This window comes from Actinokineospora alba, from assembly GCF_004362515.1.
Lineage (GTDB): Bacteria > Actinomycetota > Actinomycetes > Mycobacteriales > Pseudonocardiaceae > Actinokineospora > Actinokineospora alba.
In genome coordinates, this window is the sequence record NZ_SNXU01000001.1 from 236,986 (window position 1) to 261,598 (window position 24,613).

Below are 24,613 nucleotides of genomic sequence, written 5' to 3' on the forward strand. Positions count from 1 at the left end.
TCCCACCCGCTTTCCCACGACAGGGGTCTTTCTTCGTAGGGGCCCCAAAGAAACCACTCCACCCAAACAGGCACCCACCCGGGCAACCGCGGTTGCCGGTCGGCTGGTTTCGAGCAGAGCGGCAGTGACGATCAGATCCGCCGTCAGGTTGCCCGTTGTGTTCTGACCGACGAAACAACCACCGCGGCGAACCAACCTCCACCACCGACCGGTCTTCCTATGCGTACCCATTCCCGCTGTACCAACGCATAGGAGAAGCACATGCGTGCTGTCCGCGTTCTGCTCGTCGGCCTCGGAGTCGGCGCCGCGACCCTGTTCACCGTGTCCCCCGCGACGGCCGAGCAGGGCCAGCCCGCGCCGCCGTCGACCACGGTCAAGGCTCCGCAGCCCTCCGCCGCACCCTCGTCGGCCGTGGTCACCTCCAGCCCCACGCCGATCCCGACCACCGCGCCCGCTCGTCCGCGCCCCAAGGGCGGCGTGCAGACCGGTGGTGGCAGCCCGGAGGGTGACAACACCGGTCTGATGCTCGGTGGCGGCGCCGCCATCGTCGCCGGGTTTGGTGCCTTCGCGCTGCGCAGGCGCGCGGTGCGTGGGTCCAACTGATCGTCGTGAGCCGCATTCGTCATGGCCGCCGCGGGTTCGCGGCGGCCATGGTGGCGGTGGCACTCGTGTCCGGCTGTGCCGCGGCTGTATCCGCGCCACCAGTCATATCCAGCGCACCGCCGCCGGTTAGCCAAAGCACGGCAGCGACCCAAAGCACGACCACGGCCGCTCGAATCAAGCCGGTGTCGGTGGAGATCCCGAAGATCGGCGCGAAGTCCTCGCTGGTGCCGGTCGGGCTCACCGCCGACGGCGCGCTCGACGTGCCGCCGACCTCGCAGCCCCTGCAAGCCGCCTGGTACGAACTGGGGCCGACGCCGGGTGAGGTCGGGCCGTCGGTGGTGCTCGGGCACGTCGACGGCGACGGCAATCCGGGCATCTTCCACCAGCTCACCAAACTCACCCCGGGCGACGAGGTGCTGATCGCCCGCGAGGACGGCAGCACCGTGACCTTCGTCGTCCGCAGGCTGCAGCAGGTGGCGAAGGACGCCTTCCCCACCGAAGAGGTCTACGGCGACACCGCGGGCCCCGAGTTGCGGCTGATCACCTGCGGCGGCAGCTTCGACCGCGCCACAGGAAATTACCGCGACAACATCATCGCCTACGCCACCCCGAAATCAGGCTGACAGCGCCGGGTGCGGTCGGACCGGCCGCACCCGCCTGCGCTGCGCGGGCACCGTGACCCGGCCAAGTGCCGAGTTCACCGCGGCCTCGGTCAGCGCCGCGAGTTCGCGGCGGTCGGCCGCGCGGCCGGGGGCGATCTCGTCAAGCACCTGGACCTGCAGCACCAGACCCCGCAGCCGCGCCACCCGCAGCACCGAGTCGATGATCGTCTCGTCCCCGATGAACGACGGCGCGCTGGTCTCGCGGCCGTCGGCCATCAGGAACCGCAGCGCGATCGGGCGCACCGGCACCCCGCCGTCGATGGCCGCCTGGAACACCGCCGGCCGGAACCGGCCGACCCCCTGGCCGCACCACGTCGTCCCTTCCGGACACACGTAGACCAGCGACCCCGACCGCAGGGCGGCCGAAAGGGACTCCATCGTCGCGGGCAGCGTGCGAAGGTTTTCCCGGTGCAGGAACACGGTTCCCGCGGCGGCGACGATCCGGCCGAGGACCGGCCAGGAGCGGATGTCGAGCTTCGCCAACGCGCGCATCGGGCGGATCGCGTTCACCGCGGCGATGTCCAGCCAGGACACGTGGTTGGTCGCCACGAGGGCGCCGCGTCGCTGGTCGGCCCCGAGATCACCGGTGACGTCCAGCCGGACGCCGAAAGCCCGCAGCAGGCAACGGAAAATCGTCTTCGCGACCAGTTCCCGGCCCGCGCGGCCGATCACCGGCAGCAGCGGGACCGCGAGCGCGCTGCCCAGCAGCACCGCCGCGGCCCCGGCCAACCGGGCCACCACCCGGGCCCGGCCGACGGTCGGCTCGCCACCGGTCAGACAGGACGGGCCGCACGGCGACGTCGGCATCCAGGCGTGGGCCATCGCTACTCCCCCAGGAAGAACTTCAGGTACCGCTGGTCGATGTGCTCGAGGCCGAGCAGCACGAAGAAGTCGGCGACACCGAAGTCGGCGTCGTGCGCGGGCGGGCCGCACACCCAGGCGCCGAGGCGCAGGTAGCCCTTGAGCAGCGGCGGCATCACCGTCCGCGCGGGCGTGCGAACAGAGTCGACGTCCCAAGGGTTCAGCGGCTGGACCCGGTAGCTCTCGTCGGCGTAGTGCTTGGCGCGCACGGTGTTCCACACGCCCGCGGCGAGGGTGCCGCCGTCGTTCAGCGGGACCGACGCGCAGCCCGCGAGCCAGCTGCGGCCGGAGAGCAGCATGTACCGGGCGATGCCCGCCCACACCAGGCTCACCACGGCGCCGTTGCGGTGGTCGGCGTGCACACAGGACCGTCCGGTCTCGACCAGGCCGTCGCGCATCCCGGCGAGCGCGGAGAGGTCGAACTCGGTCTGCGAGTAGAGCCCGCCCGCCTCAGCGGCGCGTTCCGGGGGCAGCATCCGGTAGGTGCCGACGATCTCGCCAGTCGTGTCCTCGCGGACGATCAGGTGGTCGCAGAACTCGTCGAACCGGTCCACGTCGAGACCGGGCTCGGGGGTCCGCAGGGTCGCGCCCATCTCCTCGGCGAAGACCTGGTGGCGAAGTCGTTGCGCGGCACGCACTTCGGCCCCGTCGTGGGCCACCAGAAGCGAGTAGCGCGCGGTAGCGGTCTCTGGGGTGCTCACCAGCACGTGGGTCATATCTGTTTTCTACGGACCACTCGGCAACCGTGACTGGGCCATTCCCGTAACCGGTCGGTGGAAAGTCAGTGAATTGCCAGTGCCGGGGCAAAGAGTTCGGGGCGGCTCCCGAGTGGGAACCGCCCCGAATTCGATCTTGATTCAAACTCAGCCCTTGCGCTTGCCGACCTCTTCGGTCAGCTGCGGGGCCACGGCGAACAGGTCGCCGACGACACCGAAGTCGGCGATCTCGAAGATCGGCGCCTCGGCGTCCTTGTTGACCGCGATGATCGTCTTCGAGGTCTGCATGCCCGCGCGGTGCTGGATCGCGCCCGAGATGCCGAGCGCGACGTACAGCTGCGGGGAGACCGTCTTACCGGTCTGCCCGACCTGGAACTGCGGCGGGTAGTAGCCCGAGTCGACCGCGGCGCGCGAGGCGCCGACAGCCGCGCCGAACGCGTCCGCCAGCTTCTCCACGACCTCGAACTGCTCGGCCGAACCGACACCGCGACCACCGGAGACGACAACCGACGCCTCGGTGAGCTCGGGGCGGTCGCCGCCGACGATCGGCTCCTGGCCGGTGATGCGGGCGGACTTGGCCGCGTCGGCCGCGGGAACGTCCACGGCCTCCTCGGCCGCGGCGCCCTGCGCCTGCTCGGCCTCGAGGCCACCGGGACGCACCGAGACGATCGGCGTGCCCTTGTTGGACTTCGACTTGACCACGAACGCGCCACCGAAGATGGACTGCACGGCGACAACGTCACCGGCGGAGCCCTCGATGCCGATGGCGTCGACCAGCAGACCGGAACCCGTGCGGGCGGCCAACCGACCGGCGATCTCCTTGCCGTCGGCCGTGGCGGCGACGAGGACGGCCGCGGGGGCCGTCTTCTCCACCAGGGCCGCGAGCACGTCGACCTTCGGGGTGACCAGGTAGCCGGTGGCGTCGTCGGACTCGGCGACGTAGACCTTCGCCGCGCCGTAGGCCGCCAGGGACTCCTTGAGCTTGGCCGCCGTGCCGGGCGAGCCCACCACTACGGCCGACGGCTCGCCGATCTGGCGGGCCGCGGTCAGCAGCTCGAAGGTGACCTTCTTGATCTCGCCGTCGACGTGGTCGACGAGGACCAGAACTTCGGACATGGGGTTTCCTCCTTCGCTGCTTGTCAGATGAGCTTCTGGGCGATGAGGTACTCGGCGATCTTCACGCCGCCGTCACCCTCGTCGGAGACCCGCTGGCCCGCCGCGCGCGGGGGCTTCGGGGCCGCCTCGAGCACGGAGGACGAGGCGTTGGCCAGGCCCACCTCGCCCGCGTCGATGCCGAGGTCGGCGACGGTGAGCGTCTCGACCGGCTTCTTCTTCGCGGCCATGATGCCCTTGAACGACGGGTAACGCGGCTCGTTGATCTTCTCGCCGACGCTGACCACGGCGGGCAGGGAGGCCTCGAGGTGCGTGATGCCCTCGTCGGTCTCGCGCTCGACCTTGATCGACGTGCCCTCGATGGTGACCTTGCGGGCGTGGGTGAGCTGCGGGTAGCCCAGCAGCTCGGCGAGGATCGCCGGGACGGCGCCGGAGCGGCCGTCCGTGGCCTCGTTTCCGGCGATGACGAGGTCGACGCCGTCGACCTTGCCGATCGCGGCGGCGATGACCTTGGAGGTCTGCAAGACGCACGAGCCGTGCAGAGCCGGGTCCGAGACGTGCACGGCCTTGTCCGCACCCATGGAGAGGGCCTTGCGGATGGCTTCGGTCGCACGGTCGGGGCCGACGCTGAGCACGGTGACCTCGCCGCCCTGCGCCTCCTTGATCAGCAGCGCTTCCTCGACGGCGCGCTCGTTGATCTCGTCGAGCACCGCGTCGGCGGACTCACGATCCAGCGTGTGGTCGGAGTCGGAGAGCTTGCGCTCCGAGTAGGTGTCTGGCACCTGCTTGACCAGGACAACGATGTTTGGCATGGGTCTTCTTCGACCTCCTGGGTACGAGCACCGTGTGTTCGCCGCCGACCGGCAGCGCGCCGCCTTGAATTCTCGTGCGGTTCGGCTGACCTTGCCATGCGGGTCGGCCGCTTGACACGGTGGCCTTGACCACGCCGATGTTACTCGCCAGTAGCTGAGGTGCAAGGCGCAACCCTCGTGTCAGCGCCGTGACAGTGCTCACCACGCGGCCCGCCCGACGGTGATTGCGCTGGTCCGAACGGGTTATTGTCCTAGGAATGAGGGTCGCCGTGATCACGGACTCCACCGCCTGCCTGCCCGCCGACATGGCCGCGCAGTGGCGGCTGACTGTCATTCCGGTACAAATCCGCATCGACGGCCACCTCGATCTTGAGTCCCGGGTCCCCCGAAAGATGCTGATCGACGCGCTGCGGTCGGGCCGTGACGTGTCGACCGAGCCGCCGGACCCGGCGGCGCTGTTCTGGGCCTACCAGGCAGCCGCGGCGGACGGGTGCGACGCGATCGTGTCCGTCCACCTCTCCAGCAGTCTGTCCCAGACCTACGCGCACGCGAAGGAAGCCGCCGAGCGCGCGTCCATCCCCGTGCACGTCGTGGACTCTCGGACCACGGGAATGTCCCTTGGGTACGCGGCGACGACCGCCGCCCGGGTCGCGGCGGCCGGTGGCGATCCCGCCCGGATCATCGACGCGCTCAGCCGCAGGCTCGCCGACTGCTCCGAACTGCTCTATGTGGACACCCTGGAGTACCTGCGCCGCGGCGGGCGCATCGGCGCGACCGCGAGCCTGATCGGCACCGCGCTGTCGCTCAAGCCGCTATTGGCCATGAAGGACGGTGAGGTCGCCCCGCTGGACAAGGTCCTCGGCGGCAACCGCGCGGTGCGCAAGCTCATCGACCTGGCGGTCCGCCGGATCGACGGCCGGGCCGTCGACCTGGCCGTGGGGCATGTCGGCGCGCCCGAGCAGGCTCACGCGATGCTCGACACCTTGCTGCCGCGCGTTCCCCAGGCGCGGCAGTCGGTGATCATCGAGGGCAGTTCCGCCCTGGCGGTCCACTTGGGCCCCGGCGCGCTGAACATCTCCATCTCGCCCGTATAGGTCCGTCAGGCAGGAACTGGGTCCACAAAACATGAAGACCACCTTCCGGGGGAAAGGTGGTCTTCATGTTCGTGATGAACAGGGCGCGCTGTCATCACGCACGCGCGGCGACGTGGGGGTCAGGCCGTCGCGGGAAGCCATTTCGCACGGCCGGGCGCGGTGGGCACCCAGCAGCCCGCGGCCGAGGTCTCGGCGCGGTGGCGCGCGAAGGCGCCGGGCGTGCGGTCGTCGGGCAGGGCGAGCAGGTCACGCAGGATGTCGGTGGCCCAGCCCGCGCGCTGCCAGAGCACCTCGGTCGGGTTGAGCACGTCCGCGGCGTCGGCGGGCAGCCGGGAGGCGATCGCGTCGTCCTCGGCGTGCAGCCGGATGACGTCGATGACGTTGTGGTGGGCGCGCACACCGACGACGGCGGCGATCTCACCGCGGGCGTCGCGCGGGTGCAGGAAGTCGAAGCCGCGGGCGACGAGCCTGCGCAGGTAGGTCTCGGCGGTCGGCATCCGCAGGACGCCGCCGCGCAGGGCGCTGGTGAAGGAGCGGATGACCTGCCCGGAGAACACCAGGGCCGGGCCGTCGGGGCTCTTGGAGTCACGGATGGCGGTGCGCCCGTCGGAGACCGGCGAGACCTCCACACAGTTGCCGACCGCGCCACTCCGGCTGCCCTTGCGCCAGTCGGCGCCGGTCACCAGTGCTGCTGACATTCCGTTGCGAATCACGGTCATCGCGACCCCGCCTCCCGACGTCATCCTCACGTTGCAGATGCACGTGCATTTGAACGTGACGACGGTAACACGATCACCCGCCGGCGCAAATGCACGTGCATCTGCCGGAGTCGTTCGGCGGTCGGATTTCAGCGGCGAGCGGTCAGGCCGCTTCGCCCGGTCAGATCTCGGCGCGTCGCTTGATCAGCGTCTGCCGGGTCTGGTTCGGCGTCTCGGCGTCGACGGCCAGCCGGTCGATCACCCGGCTGTAGGTCTCGATCTCCTCGCGACGGTCCAGGTAGACAGCGCCGCCGAGGTGTTCGATGTAGACCAGGTCGGGCAGCTCCGGCTCGGTGAACCGCAACATCGTGAACGAGCTCTCCGCGGCGTAGCCGGACAGCGCGTAGGGCACGACCTGCAGGCTGATGTTGGGCAGCCGGGTGACTTCGAGCAGGTGGTCGATCTGGTCGCGCAGCACCCGCGGCCCGCCGATGGGCCGGTGCAGCACGGACTCGTCGATGACCGCCCACAGCTTCGGCGCGTCGGTGCGGTGGAGCACCTTCTGCCGGGACAGACGCAGGGCGACCCGGCGCTCGGTCTCGTCGGTGCTCAGCTCGGGGCGGCCGTGGCTGGCCAGCACCCGGGTGTACTCCTCGGTCTGCAGCAGACCGGGGACGAACTGCAGTTCGCAGGTCTGGATACGCGAAGCCGACTCCTCCAGGCCCACGTAGTCGGTGAACCACGTCGGCATCAGGTCGCTGTAGCGGTGCCACCAGCCGGGCTCGTTCGACTGCCGGACCAAGGAGAGGAACTGCTCGCGTTCCTCCTTGTCGGTGACGCCGTACATGGACAGCAGGTCCTCGACGTCGCGCTCCTTGAAGCCGACGCGGCCCAGTTCCATCCGGCTGATCTTCGACTCGGATCCGCGGATGTGGTAGCCGGCCTTGCCCCGGGTGATCTCGGCTTTCTCGCGGAGTTTGCGGAGCTGGGAGCCCAGCACGATCCTGCGCGCGGTCGGGCCACCGCTGAGCCCACCGTCGTTGCGGCCGTCGGCCACGCTCCGTCCCTTCCCGACTCGACACTCTCCGCCGGAATGCGATCCCTACCTGGCCGCACTCTTGCCAACACCCCTATGGTGAGGTTACCCCTCAACTCCGCACCGTCCATGATCCACGACGCTCTGTGAGGAAAGCATGTCCACCGACGCCCAGCAGACCGAACGTGATGTGCCTGTCTACATCGACACCAGCAAGGCAAGCATCGCGAGAGTCTACGACGCGTTCCTCAATGGCAAGGACAACTACGAGATCGACCGCGAGGTGTTCCGCCGGGTGAAGGCGGTCGCCCCCGAAGCGGCGCAGCTCGCGTACGACAACCGCGCCTTCCTGATCCGCGCGACCCGGTTCATCGCGAACCAGACCGGGATCAAGCAGTACCTCGACCTCGGCTCCGGCCTGCCGACCGCGGAGAACACCCACCAGGTGGCCCAGCGGATCGAGCCCGACTCGGTAGTCGTCTACGTCGACAACGACCCGGTGGTGCTGGCCCACGGCCGCGCGCTGCTCGAGGAGAACGACCAGACGCACTTCATCGCCGAGGACATCTTCGAGCCGGAGCGGATCCTCGAGAACGAGACGGTGCGCGGCCACCTCAACTTCGACGAGCCGATCGCCCTGTTCCAGATGGGCACGATCCACCACTACGACGGCGAGCGGTCTCCCGCCGACATCATGAAGGCCTACATCGACGCGCTGCCCTCGGGCTCGTTCGTCGGCATCAGCCACTTCCTCGACCCGCAGACCACCGAGCACAGCGCGCTCGCGCGGCGCATGGAGGACGTGTTCATCCACAGCCCCATGGGCACGGGTGTGTTCCGCACGCAGAAGGAGATCGAGGGCATGTTCCCGGGCCTGGAGATGGTCCACCCGGGGGTCTCCCTGTGCGCGACCTGGTGGCCGGACGGTCCGCAGATCAAGCCGCTCGACCAGGTCCAGTACTGCATCGCGGGCGGCATCGGCCGCAAGCCCTGATCCGTACTGGCTGGTAGGCCATCGGCTACCGTGCCGGGGTGTCCACCGATCCCGTAGCCACGGCCGAATCGCTCCCGCTGACCGGTGAGCGCACGGTCCCGGGCATCCCCCAGGAGAACTATTGGTTCCGGCGCCACGAGGTCGCGTATCTCGACCTCGCGGCGCACTGCGCGGACGCCGTGGTGCTGGAGGCGGGCTGCGGTGAGGGCTATGGCGCCGACCTGCTCGCGGGTCGCGCCCGGCTGGTCGTGGGGCTCGACTACGACCAGCTGACGGCCGCGCACGTGGCCAAGGCGTACCCGTCGGTGCGCACGCTTCGGGGCAACCTCGCGGCGCTGCCGCTGCGGTCGGAGTCGGTGGACGTGGTGGCGAACCTGCAGGTCATCGAGCACCTGTGGGACCAGGAAGGCTTCCTGCGCGAGTGCCGCCGGGTGTTGCGCCCCGGCGGCAGGCTGCTGATCACCACGCCGAACCGGATCACCTTCTCCCCCGGTCGCGACACCCCGCTCAACCCGTTCCACACCCGCGAGCTCTCGGGCGCCGAGATGGCGGACCTGCTGGTCGACGCCGGTTTCGAGGTCGAGTTCCTCGGCGGCGTGCACCACGGGCCACGGCTGCGTGAGCTGGACGCGGCCCTGGGCGGGTCGATCATCGACGCGCAGATCGAGGTGGCGGTGTCGGGTCAGCCGTGGTCCGACGAGCTGATGGCCGCGGTGACGTCCGTGCGCGCGGAGGACTTCGAGATCACCACCGAGGACATCGACGCCAGCCTCGATTTGGTCGGGATCGCGCGCGCATGAGCAAAGAGCCGATAGGCAGCTTCGCCCTTGTTCTGCACAGCCACCTGCCCTGGCTGCCCCACCACGGCACGTGGCCGGTCGGCGAGGAGTGGCTCTACCAGGCGTGGGCCCACTCGTACCTGCCGATCGTGGACCTGGCCCGGCGCTTCGCCGCCGAGGGCAAGCGCGACATGTTCACCCTGGGGATCACCCCGGTGCTGGCCGCGCAGCTCGACGATCCGTACTCACTGCGCGGGGTGCACGACTGGCTGGGCAACTGGAACCTGCGGGCGCAGTACGCGGGTGTCCGCTGGCAGGCGGCGGACCCGCTGCTGCGCGAGGTCGCCGCGGCCGAGTTCCGCGCGTCCGCGGCGGCGCTGACGGAGTTCGAGACGCACTGGAGTAGCGGGTTCTCGCCCATTTTGCGGACCCTCGTCGGCAGTGGCGTGATCGAGCTGATCGGCGGTCCGGCGACGCATCCCTTCCAGCCGCTGCTCGACCCGCGGCTGCGCGCGTTCGCGCTGCGCACGGGGTTGGACGACACCGAGGCGCGGATCGGGCACCGGCCCGAGGGGATCTGGGCGCCGGAGTGCGGTTACGCGCCGGGCATGGAGACGGGGTACGCGGCGGCGGGCGTGCGGCGATTCCTGGTCGACGGTCCGGCGCTGCACGGCGACACGTCGGCGGCGCGCACGGTGGGCGACTCCGACGTCGTGTGCTTCGGGCGCGACCTGGAGGTCACCTACCGGGTCTGGTCGCCCAAGGCGAGCTACCCGGGCGACCCGGCGTACCGCGACTTCCACACCTACGACCACCCGTCGGGCCTGAAGCCGTCGCGGGTGACCGGGCGCAACGTCGACCCCGAGCACAAGCGGCCGTACGAGCCCGCGCTGGCCGCCCAGGCCATCGAGCGGCACGTGACCGACTTCGTCGACACCGTCGTGCGCAGGCTGACGGACCTGCGTGAGCAGCATGGCAAGCCGGGGCTGGTGGTGTCCGCGTACGACACGGAGCTCTACGGGCACTGGTGGCACGAGGGCCCGGTCTGGCTGGAGAAGGTGCTGCGGGCGCTGCCCGAGGCCGGGGTTCGCGTGACGTCGCTGCGCGGTGCCCTGGAGGCCGGGCACCTCGGCGGTCGGGTTGACCTGCCCGCGTCGTCGTGGGGTTCGGGCAAGGACTGGCGGGTGTGGGACGGCGAGCAGGTCGCCGACCTGGTGCACGCGGGCGCCGAACTGCAGCGCGACCTGCTCGACCTCGTCGACAGGCATCCGGTTGATGACCGCGACCCGGTCATGGACCAGGTGCTGCGTGAGGCCCTCTTGGCCCTGTCCAGCGACTGGGCGTTCATGGTCACCAAGGACTCCGCGGCCGATTACGCTCGGCGGCGGGCCAAGGTGCACGGCGAGCGCTACGCGGAGTTGGCGAGCCTGGTTCGCGCGGGCGCGCGCGACCGCGCGTCACAGCGGGCCGCCGAGCTCGTCTCGGAGGACGGGCCCTTCGCCGGACTCGATGCACGACGGTTGGGTACTGACGAGTAGGGTTCGAGACCCGAAAGCGAGGATTCGCTCGATGCGCGTGCTGATGCTGTCCTGGGAGTACCCCCCTGTCGTTGTCGGGGGGCTCGGCAGGCATGTGCACGCGATCGCCCGACACCTCAGCGACCAGGGCCATGAGGTCGTCGTGCTGTGCAGGCACGAGGCGGGCACCGACGCCGCGACCCACCCGACCGAGGACGACGTCCACGACGGTGTGCGGGTCATCCGGGTCGCCGAGGACCCCACGCACCTGGTGTTCGAGAAGGACCTGGTCGCCTGGACCCTGGCCATGGGCCACGCGATGATCCGCGCGGGCCTGTCCCTGCTCGACGGCTGGCGCCCCGACGTGGTGCACGCGCACGACTGGCTCGTCACCCACCCGGCCATCGCCCTGGCCGAACAGGCGAAGGCACCGCTGGTCTCGACCGTGCACGCCACGGAGGCGGGCAGGCACAGCGGCTGGCTGTCCCAGCCACTCAACCAGCAGATTCACTCGGTCGAGTGGTGGCTGGCCAACCGCTCGGACGCCCTGATCACGTGCTCGTCGGCCATGCGGGCGGAGGTGTCGCACCTGTTCGAGGTCGACCCGGAGACGATCACGGTCATCCACAACGGCATCGAGCCGCGCAGCTGGCGCGTGCCCCCCGCAGCCATCCGCGAGGCGCGGGTCTCGCACAGTCCCGCTGGCGCTCCGCTGCTGCTGTTCTTCGGCAGGCTGGAGTGGGAGAAGGGTGTGCAGGACCTGATCGGCGCGCTGCCCCGGATTCGGCGGACCCACCCGGGCACGCGCCTGGTGGTGGCCGGCCGCGGCACTTACGCGAAGCAACTGGAAGAACTGGCCCGCAAACTCCGCGTCCGGCGCGCGATCGACTTCGCCGGGCATATGTCGGACCGGGAACTGGGCGCGACCTTGGCGGCGGCCGATGCGGTGGTCCTGCCCAGCCGGTATGAGCCCTTTGGAATCGTGGCGTTGGAGGCTGCGGCGGCTGGGGCTTCCTTGGTGTCGTCGACGGCCGGTGGGCTGGGTGAGGTCGTGGTCGACGGCGAGACCGGCCTGTCCTTCACCCCCGGCGACATGGACGGCATCGCGACGGCGGTTCGCAAGGTCTTGGACGATCCCGCGAGTGCCAGGCGACGGGCCAAAATGGCCAAGGCGCGCTTGGCGGTCGACTTCGACTGGAACCGAATCGCCGAGCAGACGGCTTCGGTTTATGCGCGCGCTGAGGCGGCACCCGCAACCCAACTGGGCAGGCCAAAGATCGCCAGCGGCAACGCTTTCATCATCTGATCCCCGCACAAACGCAACGGGCCGAACCCAACGGCCTGTTTGGGTGGTTCGCCTTGATTTGGGGTGAAATGGGCCTAAACTTTCGGCGCGGGTGGGCTTCACCTCCCCACCCTCTTTGCCCGCGCAGGCCCATTTCTGGGGGTCCCCAAATCAAGGCGAACCACCCAAACAGGCACCCAGCGGCCTAGCCCTCCAAAGACTTCTGCAATGCCTTGCGTGCCTTGCGATCCATGTCCTCGACCGCCGCACGACGAGCAGCGTCGGCCTCATAAGCGGTGAGCCGGCTCTTGACCACCTTCGCAGGCATCCCGGCAGCGATCGCGTAATCCGGGATCTCCCCACGAACCACCGCGTGCGCCCCGATCACGCAACCCCGCCCGATCCGAGTGCCCTTGGTGACCGTGACCTTCGTACAGATCCACGTGTCCGGCCCAATTCGCACCGGGGACTTCACGATGCCCTGGTCTTTGATCGGCTGGTGGATATCGGACGTCACGTGGTCGAAGTCGCAGATGTAGACCCAGTCGGCCACCAACGCGGCCTCGCCGAACTCGACGTCCAGATAGCAGTTCACGACGTTCTGCCTGCCGAACACGACCTTGTCGCCGATGCGCATCGAGCCCTCGTGACACCGGATCGCGTTGCCATCCCCAATATGGACCCAGCGCCCGATCTCCAGTCGCCCGAAGCCGGGGCGGGCGTGGATCTCGACGTCCTTGCCGAGGAACACCATGCCGCGCAGGACGACATGCGGGTTGGCCAGGCGGAACTTCAGCAGGCGGTAGTACCGGACCAGGTACCAGGGGGTGTACGCCCGGTTGCGCAGCACCCAGCGCAGGGAATCCCTGGTCAGGAAGCGTGCCTGGGCGGGGTCGCGGTGCGCGCGCGACCAGAATCGCAGCCGATCGGACACGGGCGAGCCCCACATGGACGTCATGGGCGAAAACGTTAACCCAGCGGTAGGTGCGCGGTGGCAAGGTGGTCGTATGCCTCGCCTGATCATCGACACGGACCCCGGCGTCGACGACGCCTTCGCCCTCTGTCTCGCCGCCCGCTCACCCGAGGTGGAGCTGCTGGCGGTGACCACCGTGTTCGGCAACGTCAGCCTGGAATCGACGACCCGCAACGCGCTGCGGCTGATGGCCCTGTGCGGGCGTGAGGACGTCCCGGTGGCGGCCGGGGCCGCTCGCCCGCTGGTGCATCCGCAGGCGGCTGAGGGCAAGGCGGCGCACGGTGAGGATGGGCTGTCGGGTGGGGCGGACCTGCTGCCCGCGCGCACACGGGGTCTGGAGCCGGTCGGCGCCGTCGAGTTGATGGCCCGGGTGCTGCGGGCCTCGCCGACACCGGTGACGATCGTGCCGATCGGGCCGCTGACGAACATCGCGCTGCTGCTGGCCACCCACCCGGAACTCGCTCCCCGCATCGAGCGGCTGGTCATCATGGGCGGCGGGCTGGCCGGTGGGAACGCGACGTCGGCCGCCGAGTTCAACATCTGGTCGGACCCGGAGGCCGCGCGGCGGGTGTTGGTGGAGGAGTCCGTCCCCACCGTCCTCGTGCCGATGGACCTGACGTACCGGTGCCGGGTCGACGCCGACTGGCTGGACCGACTGGCCGCCACCGGCCCCCTCGGCGCGACCCTGACGGCGCTGACCGGCTCCTACCGCGCGCACTACAGCGCCCTGATGAACTTCGACGGCATGGTGATCCACGACGCCGTCGCGGTGGCCGAGGCGATCAGTCCGGGGATTCTCAAGACCGAGCGACTTCCCGTGCGCGTCGAGACGGCGTTCGGACCGGCGCGTGGTGCGACGCTCGCCGACCGGCGGCTGACTCAGTACAACGACACCACCGAGGCCCGGACGATCGATATCGCGACCGACACCGAACTCGACGGGCTGCGGGAGTTCATCCTGCGGGGTCTGTCCTGACCGCTTCGCACACGATCGCGACCGGCGAACGGCCGACGCGAGTCAGCACCACGGACGCCTCGTCCGGGCCCTTGAGCTTCAGCCTGGGCCGCAGCGCGTTCGGGTCGATGTCCAGGCCCCGCACCAGGATTTCCAGCCTGCCGATGCCGCGTTTCGCCAGAGTGGTGCGGAGGGTCTTCTCGGTGTACTTGCCGTGTTCGAGCACGCGGAACGCGCGGATGCCCGGCGGGGGAACGGGTCCGGTGAGGTAGGCGATCCGTTCGTCGAGCTGGCTCAGGCCGTGCGCGGCGGCGTAATGACGGACCAGGCCTGCCCGGACGACGGCGCCGTCGGGGTCGATGATCCACTCACCGACGTCGGTCACCGGGCAGTCGTCGTCGTGGCGATCGGTGACTGTCCACTCCGAACCGTCGGAGCGCAGGACGGTGGCTCGCCGACGCGCTTCCGTGGCCAGGCCACCGGTCCAGAGGCACGCCTCACGCACGGCACCATCGAGGGAGACGACTTCGACCTCGTCCGCCCAGGGCACATCGTCGAAGTCGATGCCGGGGGCGCATTTCACCGCCAGGTCTCGGCCCCGGTACGTCTCGGCGAGGGCGCCCAGCGGCGGTGCGAAGTCCTCCGGGCGCCAGCGGCGTCTGCCGGAGGAGTCCCGCCGGCCCGGGTCGGCCAGGACCGCCATCTCGCGAGTGATCGGCACGAGCGCGTCGGCCTGAGCCAGGATCACGTTGGGGCGCTTGAGGTTGTGCCGGGCCATGGCCAGCCGCACCGGGTCGAGGTCCGAGCCGACACAGCGGGCGGCCACCTCGGACACCGCCGCGAGGTCGACACCGACCGAGCAGGTCACGTCCTGGACGTCGCGACCTTCCAATCTGCGCGCGCGGTGTCGGGCGACGGGGGTCGGGGTTGCCTGCTGCAGCGCGGCGTCGGTGAACAGCCAGTCGGCCGGGTTGTCCACTTTGGACACGGCTTTGCGCCGAAGCAGCACGGTTTCGAGCAACGCGGGGGCACGGTCTCCGGCCAACACACGCGCTTTGGCCACGTCGGCCAGATAGGTCGCAGGGGTCAGCGGCAGCCGATCGATCTCGGCCGCCGCCGCCGCTCCGTCCGGCGACCGCAGGAACGCTACGTCGCCGAGGGTGAATCCGTAGCCCACTCAGTTCGGCTTGCGGCCGCTGATGAGCACGTTGTAGAACAGCTCGCGCGGCAGGACCTTGCGCAGCACGCGCTCGTCGAGCCAGGACAGGCGCTGCCAGGTCTTGAAGGCGAACATGCCCCAGCCGAAGCCGAGCTTCTCGCGCGGCACCGCGGCCTCGAAGGTGCGCACCGGCCAGCCGAACAGGGCCGCGGCGAACTCCTCGGTGACCGCACGGACCTCGACCATCCCTGCGGCACGCGCCTGGGTTTCCAGTTCCGCCGGGTCGAAGGTGTGGATGTCGACCACGGCCTCCAGCGCGGCGGCGCGGGAGGACTCGTCGAGTTCCTCCTGCGGCCTGCGCCACGAACTCAGCGCGCCCAGTTTGGTGACGTTGGTGGTCAGCCACCAGGTCGCCTGGCCCAGCTTGCGGGCGTAGCGGTCGCCGATCTTGGTCGGCTCACCGGCGAAGACGAACCGGCCGCCCGGCTTGAGCACCCGCTGGATCTCGCGGAACGCCGCCGGGATGTCGGGGATGTGGTGCAGCACGGCGTGACCGATGACCAGGTCGAAGCTGTTGTCCTCATACGGGATGCGCTCGGCATCGGCGACCCGGCCGTCGACGTCGAGGCCCAGGCTCTTCGCGTTGCGCAGCGCCACCTCGACCATGCCGGGCGAGAGGTCGGTGACCGACCCCTTCTTGATCACGCCGCCCTGCATCAGGTTCAGCAGGAAGAAGCCGGTGCCGCTGCCCAGCTCCATCGCCGTCTCGTACGGCCATTCCTTGTCGCCCGCGACGGCCTTGAACCGGCCCGTGGCGTAGTCGATGCAGCGCTCGTCGTACGAGATCGACCACTTCTCGTCGTAGGAGCCGGCTTCCCAGTCGTGGTACAGCACGTTCGCGAGCTTCGGGTCGAGGAACGCGGCCTCGACCTGCTCGGCGGTGGCGTGCGGGTTGGGCGTCGGGTCAGCGGCCATGGAACTCCGCCTTTCCGGGCCCGTTCTCGATGAACGACTTCAGGCCCGTGTCGCGGTCCTCGGTCGCGAACAGCGCCGCGAAGAGGTTGGTCTCGAGCTTGAGGCCGCTGGCGAGGTCGTTGTCCAGGCCGCCGTCGATCGCGGCCTTCGCGGCGGCGAGCGCGCGGGAGGCGCCACTCGTGAACTGGCCCGCCCAGCGCTTGGCGGCCTCGTAGACGTCGTCGGGGGCGACGACCTCGTCGACCATGCCGAGGGTGAGCGCCTCCTCGGCCTTGACGAAGCGGCCGGTGTAGACGAGGTCCTTGGTCTTGCTCGGGCCGATCAGCCGGGCCAGCCGCTGGGTGCCGCCCGCGCCGGGGATGATGCCGAGCAGGATCTCCGGCTGGCCGACCTTGGCGTTGTCGCCGGCGATGCGGCGGTCGCAGCACAGGGCCAGCTCGAAGCCGCCGCCGAGGGCGAATCCGGTGATGGCCGCGACGGTCGGCTTGGGCAGCTCGGCGATCGCGGTGAGCGAGCCGGTCAGCTCGGGGGCGTAGTCGGCGATGTCGGTGTACGACATCTCCGCGAACTCCTTGACGTCCGCGCCCGCGGCGAACACCTTCGGGCCGCCGTAGACGATGACCGCCTTGACGTCGTCGCGCTCACGGGCCTCCTGCGCGACCTCGCGCAGCTCAGCCTGGAGCTGGCGGTTGATGGCGTTCATCGGCGGCCGGTCGAGCCGGATGGTCCCGATGCCGTCCTCGACCTCAAGCCGAACGAACTCACCCACGGCGATGTCCTCCTACCGGTCCGATACCACGTCGTCGAAGGTTACCTGTCAGTACGAAAGTCAGCTGCGGCGGCGGGCGAAGTACCGGTCGCCGGAGCGCTCCAGTTCGAGTTCCTGGCCGAACGCGGCGGACAGGTTCTCGCTGGTCAGCACGTCCTCGATCAAGCCCTGGGCGACCACGCCGCCCGCCGAGAGCAGCAGCAGGTGGGTGAATCCGGGCGGGATCTCCTCGACGTGGTGGGTGACCAGCACGGTCGCCGGGGCGTCGGGGTCCATCGCGAGTTCCGAGAGGCGCGCGACCAGGTCTTCGCGGCCGCCGAGGTCGAGGCCCGCGGCGGGCTCGTCGAGGAGCAGCAGCTCGGGGTCGGTCATCAGGGCGCGGGCGATCATGGCGCGCTTGCGCTCGCCCTCGGACAGGGTGCCGAAGGTGCGGTCGGCCAGGTGGGCGATGCCCATGGCCTTGAGCAGCTCACCCGCGCGGCCGGTGTCGAGCTGGTCGTACTCCTCGCGCCAGCGGCCGAGGACGGCGTACCCGGCGCTGACCACGACGTCGAGCACCTTCTCCTCGGCGGGCACGCGGCCGGCGAGCGCGGCGGAACAGAAGCCGATGCGGGTGCGCAGCTCGAAGACGTCGACCTTGCCCAGTCGCTCACCCAGGACGTGCACGGCGCCGGTGGTCGGGTGCAGCTCGGCGCCGGCCATCCGCAGGAGCGTGGTCTTGCCCGCGCCGTTGCTGCCGAGGATCACCCAGCGCTCATCGAGCTCGACGTTCCAGTTCACCCCTTTGAGGAGTTCCGTGCTGCCGCGACGGACGCCGACGTCCGTCATGTGCACAACCAGGTCGTCGGGAGCGGTGCTGACGTCAGTGTGCGGGGTCACGGCGGCCATTCTGCCTTTGCCGCGACACGGCCGGGGCTCTCGGGGTCACCAGTTGTCGGGCCCTTGGGCCAGGATGGAGGTGTGACCCACTCCGAGCCACGTCTGCTGCCCGGCCATCCCTACCCGCTCGGCGCGCACCCGGAGGCGGGTGGGGTGCGCTTCTCCGTCGCGTCGTCGATCGCCGACGCGGTCGAGTTGTGCCTGATCAACGAGGGTGGCGTCGAGCGGCGCATCGAACTGGCGGAGCGCACGTTCGGGGTCTGGCACGGGACCGTCCCGGGGGTCACGCCCGGGCAGCGGTACGGCTACCGGGTGCACGGGCCGTATGAGCCTGCCCGGGGTCTGCGGTGCAATCCGGCCAAGCTCCTCGTCGACCCGTACGCGCGCCGGATCACCGGCACGATCACCGACCTCGGCGCCACCCGCGGCTACCGGGGCGACCCAATGACCGGGCCGCCGTCGCGGATCGACTCGCTCGGCTCCGTCCCCCTATCGGTGGTCACCTCACTGGGCGGTCCCGACACCGGCCGGCGGCCGGACGTGCCGTTCGAGGAGACGGTGATCTACGAACTGCACGTGCGCGGGTTCACCAAGCTGCACCCGGACCTGCCGAAGGAGCAGCGCGGCACGTACCTGGGGCTGGCGCACCCGGCGGTGATCGAGTACCTGCTGCGGCTGGGCGTGACGGCGGTCGAGTTGCTGCCGGTCCACAGCTTCGCCGACGAGCCGCTGCTGCTGCGCACGGGCAGGCACAACTACTGGGGCTACGCGAGCCTGGGTTTCCTCGCCCCGCACGCGGCGTACGCGTCGCGCCGCGGCAAGGAGGTCGAGGAGTTCCGGACCATGGTCGCGGCGCTGCACGCGGCGGGCATCGAGGTGATCCTCGACGTCGTCTACAACCACACCTGTGAGGGCGGCGCGGCCGGGCCGACGGTGTCGTTTCGCGGGCTGGACGCCCCGGCGTACTACGTCCTGGGCGAGAACGGGCACGACGTCGACCTCACCGGGTGCGGCAACACGATCGACGCGGGATCGCCCACGGCCGTGCGGCTGATCACCGACTCGATGCGGTACTTCGCCACGGAGATGGGCGTCGACGGGTTCCGCATCGACCTGGCCAGCGTCCTCGGCAGGCCGCACGGCGGCGCCTTCCACCCGGACGCGCCGCTGCTGACGGCGATCACCACGGATCCGGTGCTGGCCAACCGGAAACTGATCGCGGAGCCGTGGGACGCGACCGGCGACGGCTACCGGGTCGGCGGCTTCGGGGTCAACTGGGCGGAGTGGAACGGCCGCTTCCGCGACGGCACCCGCGACTTCTGGCGCGGCGCGACCGGGCTGCGCGACGTCGCCTACCGGCTGTCGGGGTCGTCGGACCTGTACTCGGCGAACGGGCGTCGGCCCTGGGCGTCGGTCAACTTCGTCACCGCGCACGACGGGTTCACGTTGCGGGACCTGGTGTCGTACAACCACAAGCACAACAACGAGAACGGCGAACACGGCGCGGACGGCACCGACGACAACCGGTCGTGGAACTGCGGGGTCGAGGGCGAGACCCAGGACCAGGCGGTGTTGGAACTGCGCGACCGGCAGGCGCGCAACATCCTCAGCACGCTTCTGCTGTCCACCGGCACCCCGATGCTCACCGCGGGCGACGAGCGGTGGCGGACGCAGCACGGCAACAACAACCCGTACTGCCTGGACAACCACACGTCATGGCTCGACTGGTCGGCGACCGCGCGCGGCGAGGACCTGCTGGCGTTCACCCGCCACCTGATCTCCCTGCGCGCCGACTCCCCCGCGCTGCGCCAACCGGAGTTCTTCGACGGCAGGCCCACCAGGTCCGGCGAACCGGACCTCGTCTGGTTCCGCCCCGACGGCGCCCCGATGACCGACGACGACTGGTTCGACGAGTCCCGGCGCACCCTGGGAATGTGGATCGACGGCTCGGAATGCCTCTCCCGCACCCGCGAGGGCGACGTCGTGGCCGACGACTCCTGGCTGCTGCTCCTGCACGCGGGACAGGACCCGATCGACTTCACCCTGCCACCCGCGCGCTACGGCGAGCGGTTCGTCCCGACCCTGGACACCCGCACCCGCCGAGGCACCCCGGACGACGCGACCCCTTGCGCCCCAGGCGACAAGGTGCACCTGACCGGCCGGATGACACTGCTGATGCGCGCACCCCGGTCGACCTGACCACGCATTTCGACGAAAGCGTCCGCGCGGACCACAACAAACTGGGGATGAGGTGGCCCCGCCGCTGCTGTAAGGGTGGTGGGGCGTGGTGTTCCTGACGGGACCTGGCTCTCCACCCGCCCGACCTCTTGTTGGAGTGTCTTTCCCGAGATCCCCACCTCCAGCGGCACAACCAACCGCCACCGCAGAGACTGGCGAACCTGGCCCGCGGACCTGCGCCACCCGACCGGCCCTGCCGTCGCCGCCGCCCGCCGCGACCTGACCGACCGGGACTGCGACCGCCAAGTCAACCGAGCCCTGCACCTCACCATCCGCAGCCGCCTCGCCGGCTGGCCGACAATCAAGGCCTACAAAACCCGCCGCACCACCGAAGGAAAGACCACAAAGGACATCAACCGCAGCCTCGCCCGGGGCTCCACAAGCCCTGACCAGGGCCAACACCCACCCAAGCCGCACAACAAACCCCCACCCACCACTGGGGGGCTGCCCCTGGCCAGTCTATCGGCGGTGGCGGCGCGGGTGAAGGTGTGCGCGCAGGCTGTGGACAACAGGCCGTTACCTGTGGATCACGGTGCCCACGCAAGCCCAAGTTCCGGGTGGGTGTCGCCGAAACCGCGCAGGTCGACGGCAATCGGTTCCACGACGTGGGAGGCGGTGCCGCGACCGGCCCACCGTGCCAGCATGGGCGGCATGACCGGGTCGCTGCTGTGGCGTGACCGCACGATCGACCACCAGTTGGTGGCCTCGTGCGGCTGTACCGCCACGCGGCCCGCCTCTCCCTGATCTCACACCCCGGCGTGCCGCGTTTCGCTGTCCTCACCCGACACGAACCTCAGGAGCACCGCATGCCGGTCCTTGCCGATCTCGACATCCACCCCCGTCTCGACTCCCCCACGCTGCGCAACCTGATCGCCCCGCGACGTCCCGTGTGGACACCCGCCGAGCTGCGCCAGCTGACCGCGTCCACGGCCAACCGCCTGTCCCGCCCGCTGCTCGACGTCGTGCGCTTCTCCAGTCCGCAGCGCTGGTGGGCGCGGGTCGCGGTCACCGACGAAATCGAGTTGTGGCTGCTGTCCTGGCTGCCGGGCCAGGGCACGGCGCCGCACGACCACGGGGGTGCGACCGGGTCGTTCACCGTGCTGTCCGGCGAACTCGCCGAGACGTTCCGCTACCCGGCGGGGCCGATCCGCAACGCCTGGCACCGCACGGGTTCCAGCGTCGCCTTCGGTGCGGGACGAGCCCACCAGGTGGAGAATGTGGGCAGTCGGATGGCAGCGAGCGTGCACGCGTACTCGCCGCCGCTGGTCCCCACCCGGGAGTACCGGAGCCTTCGCGAGGTCCCCGACAGCATTCCGTCCCTTCCGACGCAGCGGGACAACCGATGAGCGCCATCGACGACGAACTCGCCCGGGCCCGGGCCGACCTGGACCGGGTCGACCCGGCGACAGCGGAGCGCCTGCGCCACGAGGGTGCCCTGTTCATCGACATCCGCCCGGTCGTCAACCGCGTCGAGGAGGGCGAGATCCCCGGGTCGATCCCGATCGAGCGCATCCACCTGGAGTGGCGGCTCGACCCGCACGGCGAACACCGGATCGCGGGCTTCACCGAGGACACCACCGTGATCATCCTGTGCAACGAGGGCTACGCCTCCTCCCTCGCCGCCCGCGACCTCAAACGACTGGGCCTCCGCAACGCCACCGACCTCATCGGCGGCTACCGCGCCTGGAGCTCTGCCAGCCTCCCCACCCACGACGGCGGAACACCGGCCACCCCTTAACCCCGCGAGTCGCCCCTCCCGGCAAACGAGTCGCCCCCTCCGGCAAGTGAGTGCCCCCTTCCGGCAAGTGAGCGCCCCCTTCCGGCAAGTGAGCGCCCCCTTCCGGCAAGTGAGCGCCCCCTTCCGGCAAGTGAGCCGCCCCCTCCGGGCGACGAGTCACCCTTTCGCGATGCGCGAATGTTGAACTTACTTGCCGGAGGGGGCCACTCACTTGCCGGAAGGGGCGACTCGTTTGCCGGAGGGGGCGACTCGCGGGGGTTATAGGGTCGGGGGATGTTTGTGAAGGTTTGTGGGGTGCGGACGGTGGGGGACGTCGACGCGGCGGTGGAGGCGGGGGCGGACGCCATCGGGTTCGTGTTCGCCGAGCGAAGTGTGCGCCGCGTGGATCCGGAATTGGCCGCGCGTCTTGCCGGGCGGGTTCCGGACGGTGTGCTCACTGTCGGTGTCTTCAGTGACGTGTCGGCCACCGCGGCGGGCGAGATCGCCGTCGCCGTGGGGCTGCGGGCGGTCCAGCTGCACGGCGACTACCCGCGTACGGCCTTCGCCGAGCTCGCGGGCGTTCCGGTCCAGCTCATCCGCGCGACCGCGCTCAAGCCGACGACCGACGTCGAGGTCGGCGCGTTCGGCGAGGACCTACTGCTCCTCGACTCCCCCGTGGCGGGTTCCGGCGAGCGATGGGACCTCGCCACCCTCGACGGGGCCCGGCCCGAGGGGAAGTGGATCCTCGCGGGCGGGCTCGACCCGGCCAACGTGGGCGCCGCCATCGCCGCGTCCCGGCCCTGGGGTGTCGACGTCTCCAGCGGGGTCGAGTCGAGTCGCGGGGTGAAGGACCACGGTCTGATCCGGGACTTCGTCAAGGCGGCCCGTTCCGCGACCTGACGCTGGCCCGTCGGAGAACGCGAGCGGGAACCGGGTGTGGCCGGGTAGCGTCTGCCTATCGTGCGGTTACTTCGAGTGGTCTCAGGTCCTGTGTTCCTTTCGGCCGTGGCCACCGGGGTGGTCGTCGCGGTTCTCGAACGGTCCGTGGGCCCGGTCGCGTGGGGACTGGCGGGCGCGATTGTCGGGCACCTCGTGGGTCTCCTCGCGCTCCAACTGGGACTGCTTGTCGGCGCCATCGCCCTGCGAGCGCGCCTGCATCGGGTCGTGATCGGTGTCGGCACCCGCGTCAAGGACTGGACGACGCCGAGGCGGGTTGTCGTGTTGCGTGCGGTGCCGCTGTTCCTGTCGGTGTCGGTGGGTCCTGGGATCGCTCCCGCCCGCAGGCGCATGTGGGGCGCCGCGCTGTGCTCGATGGCCGCGGGTGTGGTCACCGCGGCCGTGGTCGTGCTCCAGGCGTTCGCCTCGCCTTCCGGCTTCTGGACGGGTCTCGCCGTGGCCTGTGTGATCACGGTGGGGCACGCCTTCGTCCCGCGCAAGACCGCGGCGTCCACCTCCACCGGCTGGTTGGTCTTCAAGCTCCCGGCGCTCACCGGTGTCCGCGCCCAGCAGCTCGACGCCGCCCCGCTGGTGGGCCAGACCGTCGACGCCGCCCAGGAGGGCAAGCTCGACCTCGCGGCCGACCTCGCCGCCAGGCTCCGCGACGAGTACCCGGCGCTGCGGACGGCGACGGCGGCCCGCGTCCTGGTGCTGCAAGCCCAGGGACGGTACGCCGAGGCGATGATGGTGGCGATGACGATCGTCGAGGACCGCGAGCAGACGCCCGCCGAGGCCGCCGTGGCGTTCGCCGCGCTGGGCGGGTTGGCGTGCGCCACAGTGGAAGCCGGTCAGCTCGACGCCGAGATCGGACTCGGCACCGCCGCCACGGCCATCGAGAACGCGACGACCCTCGGATACCCCCAGCACAAGCTGAACGGCACCCGAGCCCTGCACGAACTGCTGTCGGGCAACACCAGCCGGGCGATCTCACTGGCCCGCTTGGCCGCGGACTCCGGCGACGACCGGCTGGGCCGCGCCGACGACCTGGCCACCCTGGGCCGAGCCCACATGACGGCGGGCGACAACCGCGCGGCGCGGACCGCGTTGGCCGAGGCGGAGAAGCTGGTCCCCTGGTGGCCGCGCGTGGCGACCCTGCGCAGCCGCCTCGACATCGCCTGACTCTATCGGTCGGCGGGCAACAGCGAACTGATCATGAAGTCGGTGACGAACCGGGCGAATCGGGACAGTGGCCAGCCACGTTTCATGACGAGGAGTTCATAGAGTTCGGCTGAGCTGCACGTCCACAGCACGTCGGTGGCCTCCGCGAGGGTGACGTCGGCCCGCAGCCAGCCGCGGCCATCGAGGAACCGGGCGTGGTGCCGCATGCGTTCGAGCCGCTCGTCGTCACCGGCCCGCAGCAGCGTGGCCATCTCGGGGTCGGTGGCCGCCGCGGCGCGCATGAGCAGTCGGATCGGCGTCACGAGCGAGGCGACCTCGGCGGTGAGGACACCCCACTTCCGCATGATCGTCTCAGGGTCGGTCTCCTGCGCCCGCATCTCGTCCGAACGCTGGTAAGCGGGGACCGTTCCCCGGCCGGTCAACCCTCGTTCGTAGATGGCTTGGACCAGCCCGGCCTTGCCGCCGAAGGCCTTGTACACCGTTTCCACCGACACCCCGGCGGCCCCGGCGATCGCGGACACCGTGGTGCGGGCGTAGCCCTGGTCCAGAAACTGCCGCTCGGCGGCCTCAAGGATGGCCTCACGGCTGCGGCGGGCCTGCTCTTGGCGTCCACTGGAGTCGTAGCGACGCTTGCCCTTGACCTGTCCCATAATTCGTTCCATA

26 protein-coding genes are annotated in these 24,613 nt (G+C 70.2%); 13 read left to right on the plus strand and 13 right to left on the minus strand.

Annotated elements, in window-relative coordinates; genetic code table 11:
• Positions 1–261 precede the first annotated feature (261 nt).
• Both C8E96_RS01085 and C8E96_RS01090 read left to right on the plus strand, forming a co-directional pair.
• Complete coding sequence (locus C8E96_RS01085) at positions 262–603, plus strand: hypothetical protein (RefSeq protein ID WP_091370699.1); 342 nt, start codon at positions 262–264, stop codon at positions 601–603.
• Positions 604–707: 104 nt separating this feature from the next.
• Positions 708–1,226 (plus strand): class F sortase, encoded by a 519-nt coding sequence (locus C8E96_RS01090; RefSeq protein WP_324187058.1) that lies wholly within the window; start codon positions 708–710, stop codon positions 1,224–1,226.
• Here C8E96_RS01090 and C8E96_RS01095 read toward each other — a convergent pair.
• The 4 genes from C8E96_RS01095 to C8E96_RS01110 form a co-directional block, all read right to left on the minus strand.
• Positions 1,218–2,087 (minus strand): lysophospholipid acyltransferase family protein, encoded by an 870-nt coding sequence (locus C8E96_RS01095; protein ID WP_091370695.1) that lies wholly within the window; start codon positions 2,085–2,087, stop codon positions 1,218–1,220. The genes C8E96_RS01090 and C8E96_RS01095 overlap by 9 nt on opposite strands.
• Positions 2,088–2,089: 2 nt before the next feature.
• Positions 2,090–2,842 carry a GNAT family N-acetyltransferase gene (locus C8E96_RS01100; RefSeq protein ID WP_091370692.1) on the minus strand — a complete coding sequence of 251 codons (753 nt, stop codon included), beginning with the start codon at positions 2,840–2,842 and terminating at the stop codon, positions 2,090–2,092.
• Positions 2,843–2,989: 147 nt separating this feature from the next.
• A complete protein-coding gene (locus tag C8E96_RS01105) occupies positions 2,990–3,958 on the minus strand; it encodes an electron transfer flavoprotein subunit alpha/FixB family protein (RefSeq protein ID WP_091370690.1) in 969 nt (322 codons plus the stop codon).
• Between the two features lie 23 nt (positions 3,959–3,981).
• On the minus strand, positions 3,982–4,767 hold the full coding sequence (locus tag C8E96_RS01110; protein WP_091370688.1) for an electron transfer flavoprotein subunit beta/FixA family protein: 786 nt from the start codon (positions 4,765–4,767) through the stop codon (positions 3,982–3,984).
• Positions 4,768–5,024: 257 nt separating this feature from the next.
• Here C8E96_RS01110 and C8E96_RS01115 point away from each other — a divergent pair, with 257 nt between their 5' ends.
• Positions 5,025–5,861, plus strand: coding sequence for a DegV family protein (locus C8E96_RS01115; RefSeq protein WP_091370686.1), 837 nt, complete (start codon positions 5,025–5,027; stop codon positions 5,859–5,861).
• 119 nt (positions 5,862–5,980) lie between these two features.
• On the opposite strand, the gene C8E96_RS33815 is transcribed toward C8E96_RS01115, so the two are convergent.
• Together C8E96_RS33815 and C8E96_RS01130 are read right to left on the minus strand one after the other, a co-directional pair.
• Complete coding sequence (locus C8E96_RS33815) at positions 5,981–6,580, minus strand: DUF397 domain-containing protein (RefSeq protein ID WP_228769685.1); 600 nt, start codon at positions 6,578–6,580, stop codon at positions 5,981–5,983.
• A gap of 160 nt (positions 6,581–6,740) precedes the next feature.
• Complete coding sequence (locus tag C8E96_RS01130) at positions 6,741–7,616, minus strand: helix-turn-helix domain-containing protein (RefSeq protein WP_091370684.1); 876 nt, start codon at positions 7,614–7,616, stop codon at positions 6,741–6,743.
• A 136-nt stretch (positions 7,617–7,752) separates the two neighbouring features.
• Here C8E96_RS01130 and C8E96_RS01135 point away from each other — a divergent pair, with 136 nt between their 5' ends.
• From C8E96_RS01135 to C8E96_RS01150, 4 genes are read left to right on the plus strand one after another with little or no spacing between them, the layout of a single operon-like run.
• Complete coding sequence (locus C8E96_RS01135) at positions 7,753–8,589, plus strand: SAM-dependent methyltransferase (RefSeq protein ID WP_091370682.1); 837 nt, start codon at positions 7,753–7,755, stop codon at positions 8,587–8,589.
• A gap of 38 nt (positions 8,590–8,627) precedes the next feature.
• Complete coding sequence (locus C8E96_RS01140; RefSeq protein WP_091370680.1) at positions 8,628–9,389, plus strand: class I SAM-dependent methyltransferase; 762 nt, start codon at positions 8,628–8,630, stop codon at positions 9,387–9,389.
• Positions 9,386–10,906 carry a 1,4-alpha-glucan branching protein domain-containing protein gene (locus C8E96_RS01145; RefSeq protein ID WP_091370677.1) on the plus strand — a complete coding sequence of 507 codons (1,521 nt, stop codon included), beginning with the start codon at positions 9,386–9,388 and terminating at the stop codon, positions 10,904–10,906. Before C8E96_RS01140 ends, C8E96_RS01145 begins: the two co-directional genes overlap by 4 nt.
• 31 nt (positions 10,907–10,937) lie before the next feature.
• A complete protein-coding gene (locus C8E96_RS01150; protein WP_091370676.1) occupies positions 10,938–12,191 on the plus strand; it encodes a glycosyltransferase family 4 protein in 1,254 nt (417 codons plus the stop codon).
• 184 nt (positions 12,192–12,375) lie between these two features.
• Here the strand turns inward: C8E96_RS01150 and C8E96_RS01155 are convergent, their stop codons facing one another.
• Entirely contained in the window at positions 12,376–13,128 is a 753-nt protein-coding gene (locus C8E96_RS01155) for an acyltransferase (protein WP_091370673.1), read from the minus strand.
• Positions 13,129–13,177: 49 nt separating this feature from the next.
• On the opposite strand from C8E96_RS01155, the gene C8E96_RS01160 reads away from it, so the two are divergent.
• Positions 13,178–14,119, plus strand: coding sequence for a nucleoside hydrolase (locus C8E96_RS01160; protein WP_091370671.1), 942 nt, complete (start codon positions 13,178–13,180; stop codon positions 14,117–14,119).
• On the opposite strand, the gene C8E96_RS01165 is transcribed toward C8E96_RS01160, so the two are convergent.
• Genes C8E96_RS01165 through C8E96_RS01180 form a run of 4 tightly spaced genes read right to left on the minus strand, consistent with a single transcriptional unit; the run spans position 14,097 to position 17,889 of the window.
• Positions 14,097–15,275 (minus strand): class I SAM-dependent methyltransferase, encoded by a 1,179-nt coding sequence (locus C8E96_RS01165; protein ID WP_091370669.1) that lies wholly within the window; start codon positions 15,273–15,275, stop codon positions 14,097–14,099. The two genes, C8E96_RS01160 and C8E96_RS01165, sit on opposite strands and share 23 nt — an antisense overlap.
• The gene (locus C8E96_RS01170) at positions 15,276–16,232 is read right to left on the minus strand and encodes a class I SAM-dependent methyltransferase (protein WP_091370667.1); all 957 of its coding nucleotides are present in this window, start codon (positions 16,230–16,232) and stop codon (positions 15,276–15,278) included. It lies immediately after the preceding gene.
• Complete coding sequence (locus C8E96_RS01175; RefSeq protein WP_091370665.1) at positions 16,222–17,001, minus strand: enoyl-CoA hydratase/isomerase family protein; 780 nt, start codon at positions 16,999–17,001, stop codon at positions 16,222–16,224. The genes C8E96_RS01170 and C8E96_RS01175 overlap by 11 nt, the downstream gene beginning before the upstream one ends.
• Positions 17,002–17,061: 60 nt before the next feature.
• Complete coding sequence (locus C8E96_RS01180) at positions 17,062–17,889, minus strand: ABC transporter ATP-binding protein (protein ID WP_091370663.1); 828 nt, start codon at positions 17,887–17,889, stop codon at positions 17,062–17,064.
• A 72-nt stretch (positions 17,890–17,961) separates the two neighbouring features.
• On the opposite strand from C8E96_RS01180, the gene glgX reads away from it, so the two are divergent.
• On the plus strand, positions 17,962–20,079 hold the full coding sequence (gene glgX, locus C8E96_RS01185; RefSeq protein ID WP_091370662.1) for a glycogen debranching protein GlgX: 2,118 nt from the start codon (positions 17,962–17,964) through the stop codon (positions 20,077–20,079).
• A gap of 566 nt (positions 20,080–20,645) precedes the next feature.
• Here the strand turns inward: glgX and C8E96_RS33030 are convergent.
• Positions 20,646–20,843: a hypothetical protein gene (locus C8E96_RS33030; protein WP_091370660.1), complete on the minus strand. Its 198-nt coding sequence runs from the start codon at positions 20,841–20,843 to the stop codon at positions 20,646–20,648.
• An 81-nt stretch (positions 20,844–20,924) separates the two neighbouring features.
• Between C8E96_RS33030 and C8E96_RS01195 the strand changes: the two genes are divergently transcribed.
• The 4 genes from C8E96_RS01195 (at position 20,925) to C8E96_RS01210 (ending at position 23,950) form a co-directional block, all read left to right on the plus strand.
• Entirely contained in the window at positions 20,925–21,464 is a 540-nt protein-coding gene (locus C8E96_RS01195; protein WP_091371366.1) for a cysteine dioxygenase, read from the plus strand.
• Complete coding sequence (locus C8E96_RS01200; protein ID WP_091370658.1) at positions 21,461–21,856, plus strand: rhodanese-like domain-containing protein; 396 nt, start codon at positions 21,461–21,463, stop codon at positions 21,854–21,856. The genes C8E96_RS01195 and C8E96_RS01200 overlap by 4 nt, the downstream gene beginning before the upstream one ends.
• Positions 21,857–22,129: 273 nt before the next feature.
• Positions 22,130–22,735 carry a phosphoribosylanthranilate isomerase gene (locus tag C8E96_RS01205; RefSeq protein ID WP_091370656.1) on the plus strand — a complete coding sequence of 202 codons (606 nt, stop codon included), beginning with the start codon at positions 22,130–22,132 and terminating at the stop codon, positions 22,733–22,735.
• 105 nt (positions 22,736–22,840) lie between these two features.
• Positions 22,841–23,950, plus strand: coding sequence for a tetratricopeptide repeat protein (locus tag C8E96_RS01210; protein WP_133794099.1), 1,110 nt, complete (start codon positions 22,841–22,843; stop codon positions 23,948–23,950).
• A 2-nt stretch (positions 23,951–23,952) separates the two neighbouring features.
• Here the strand turns inward: C8E96_RS01210 and C8E96_RS01215 are convergent, their stop codons facing one another.
• A complete protein-coding gene (locus tag C8E96_RS01215) occupies positions 23,953–24,600 on the minus strand; it encodes a TetR/AcrR family transcriptional regulator (RefSeq protein WP_228769684.1) in 648 nt (215 codons plus the stop codon).
• Positions 24,601–24,613 lie beyond the last annotated feature (13 nt).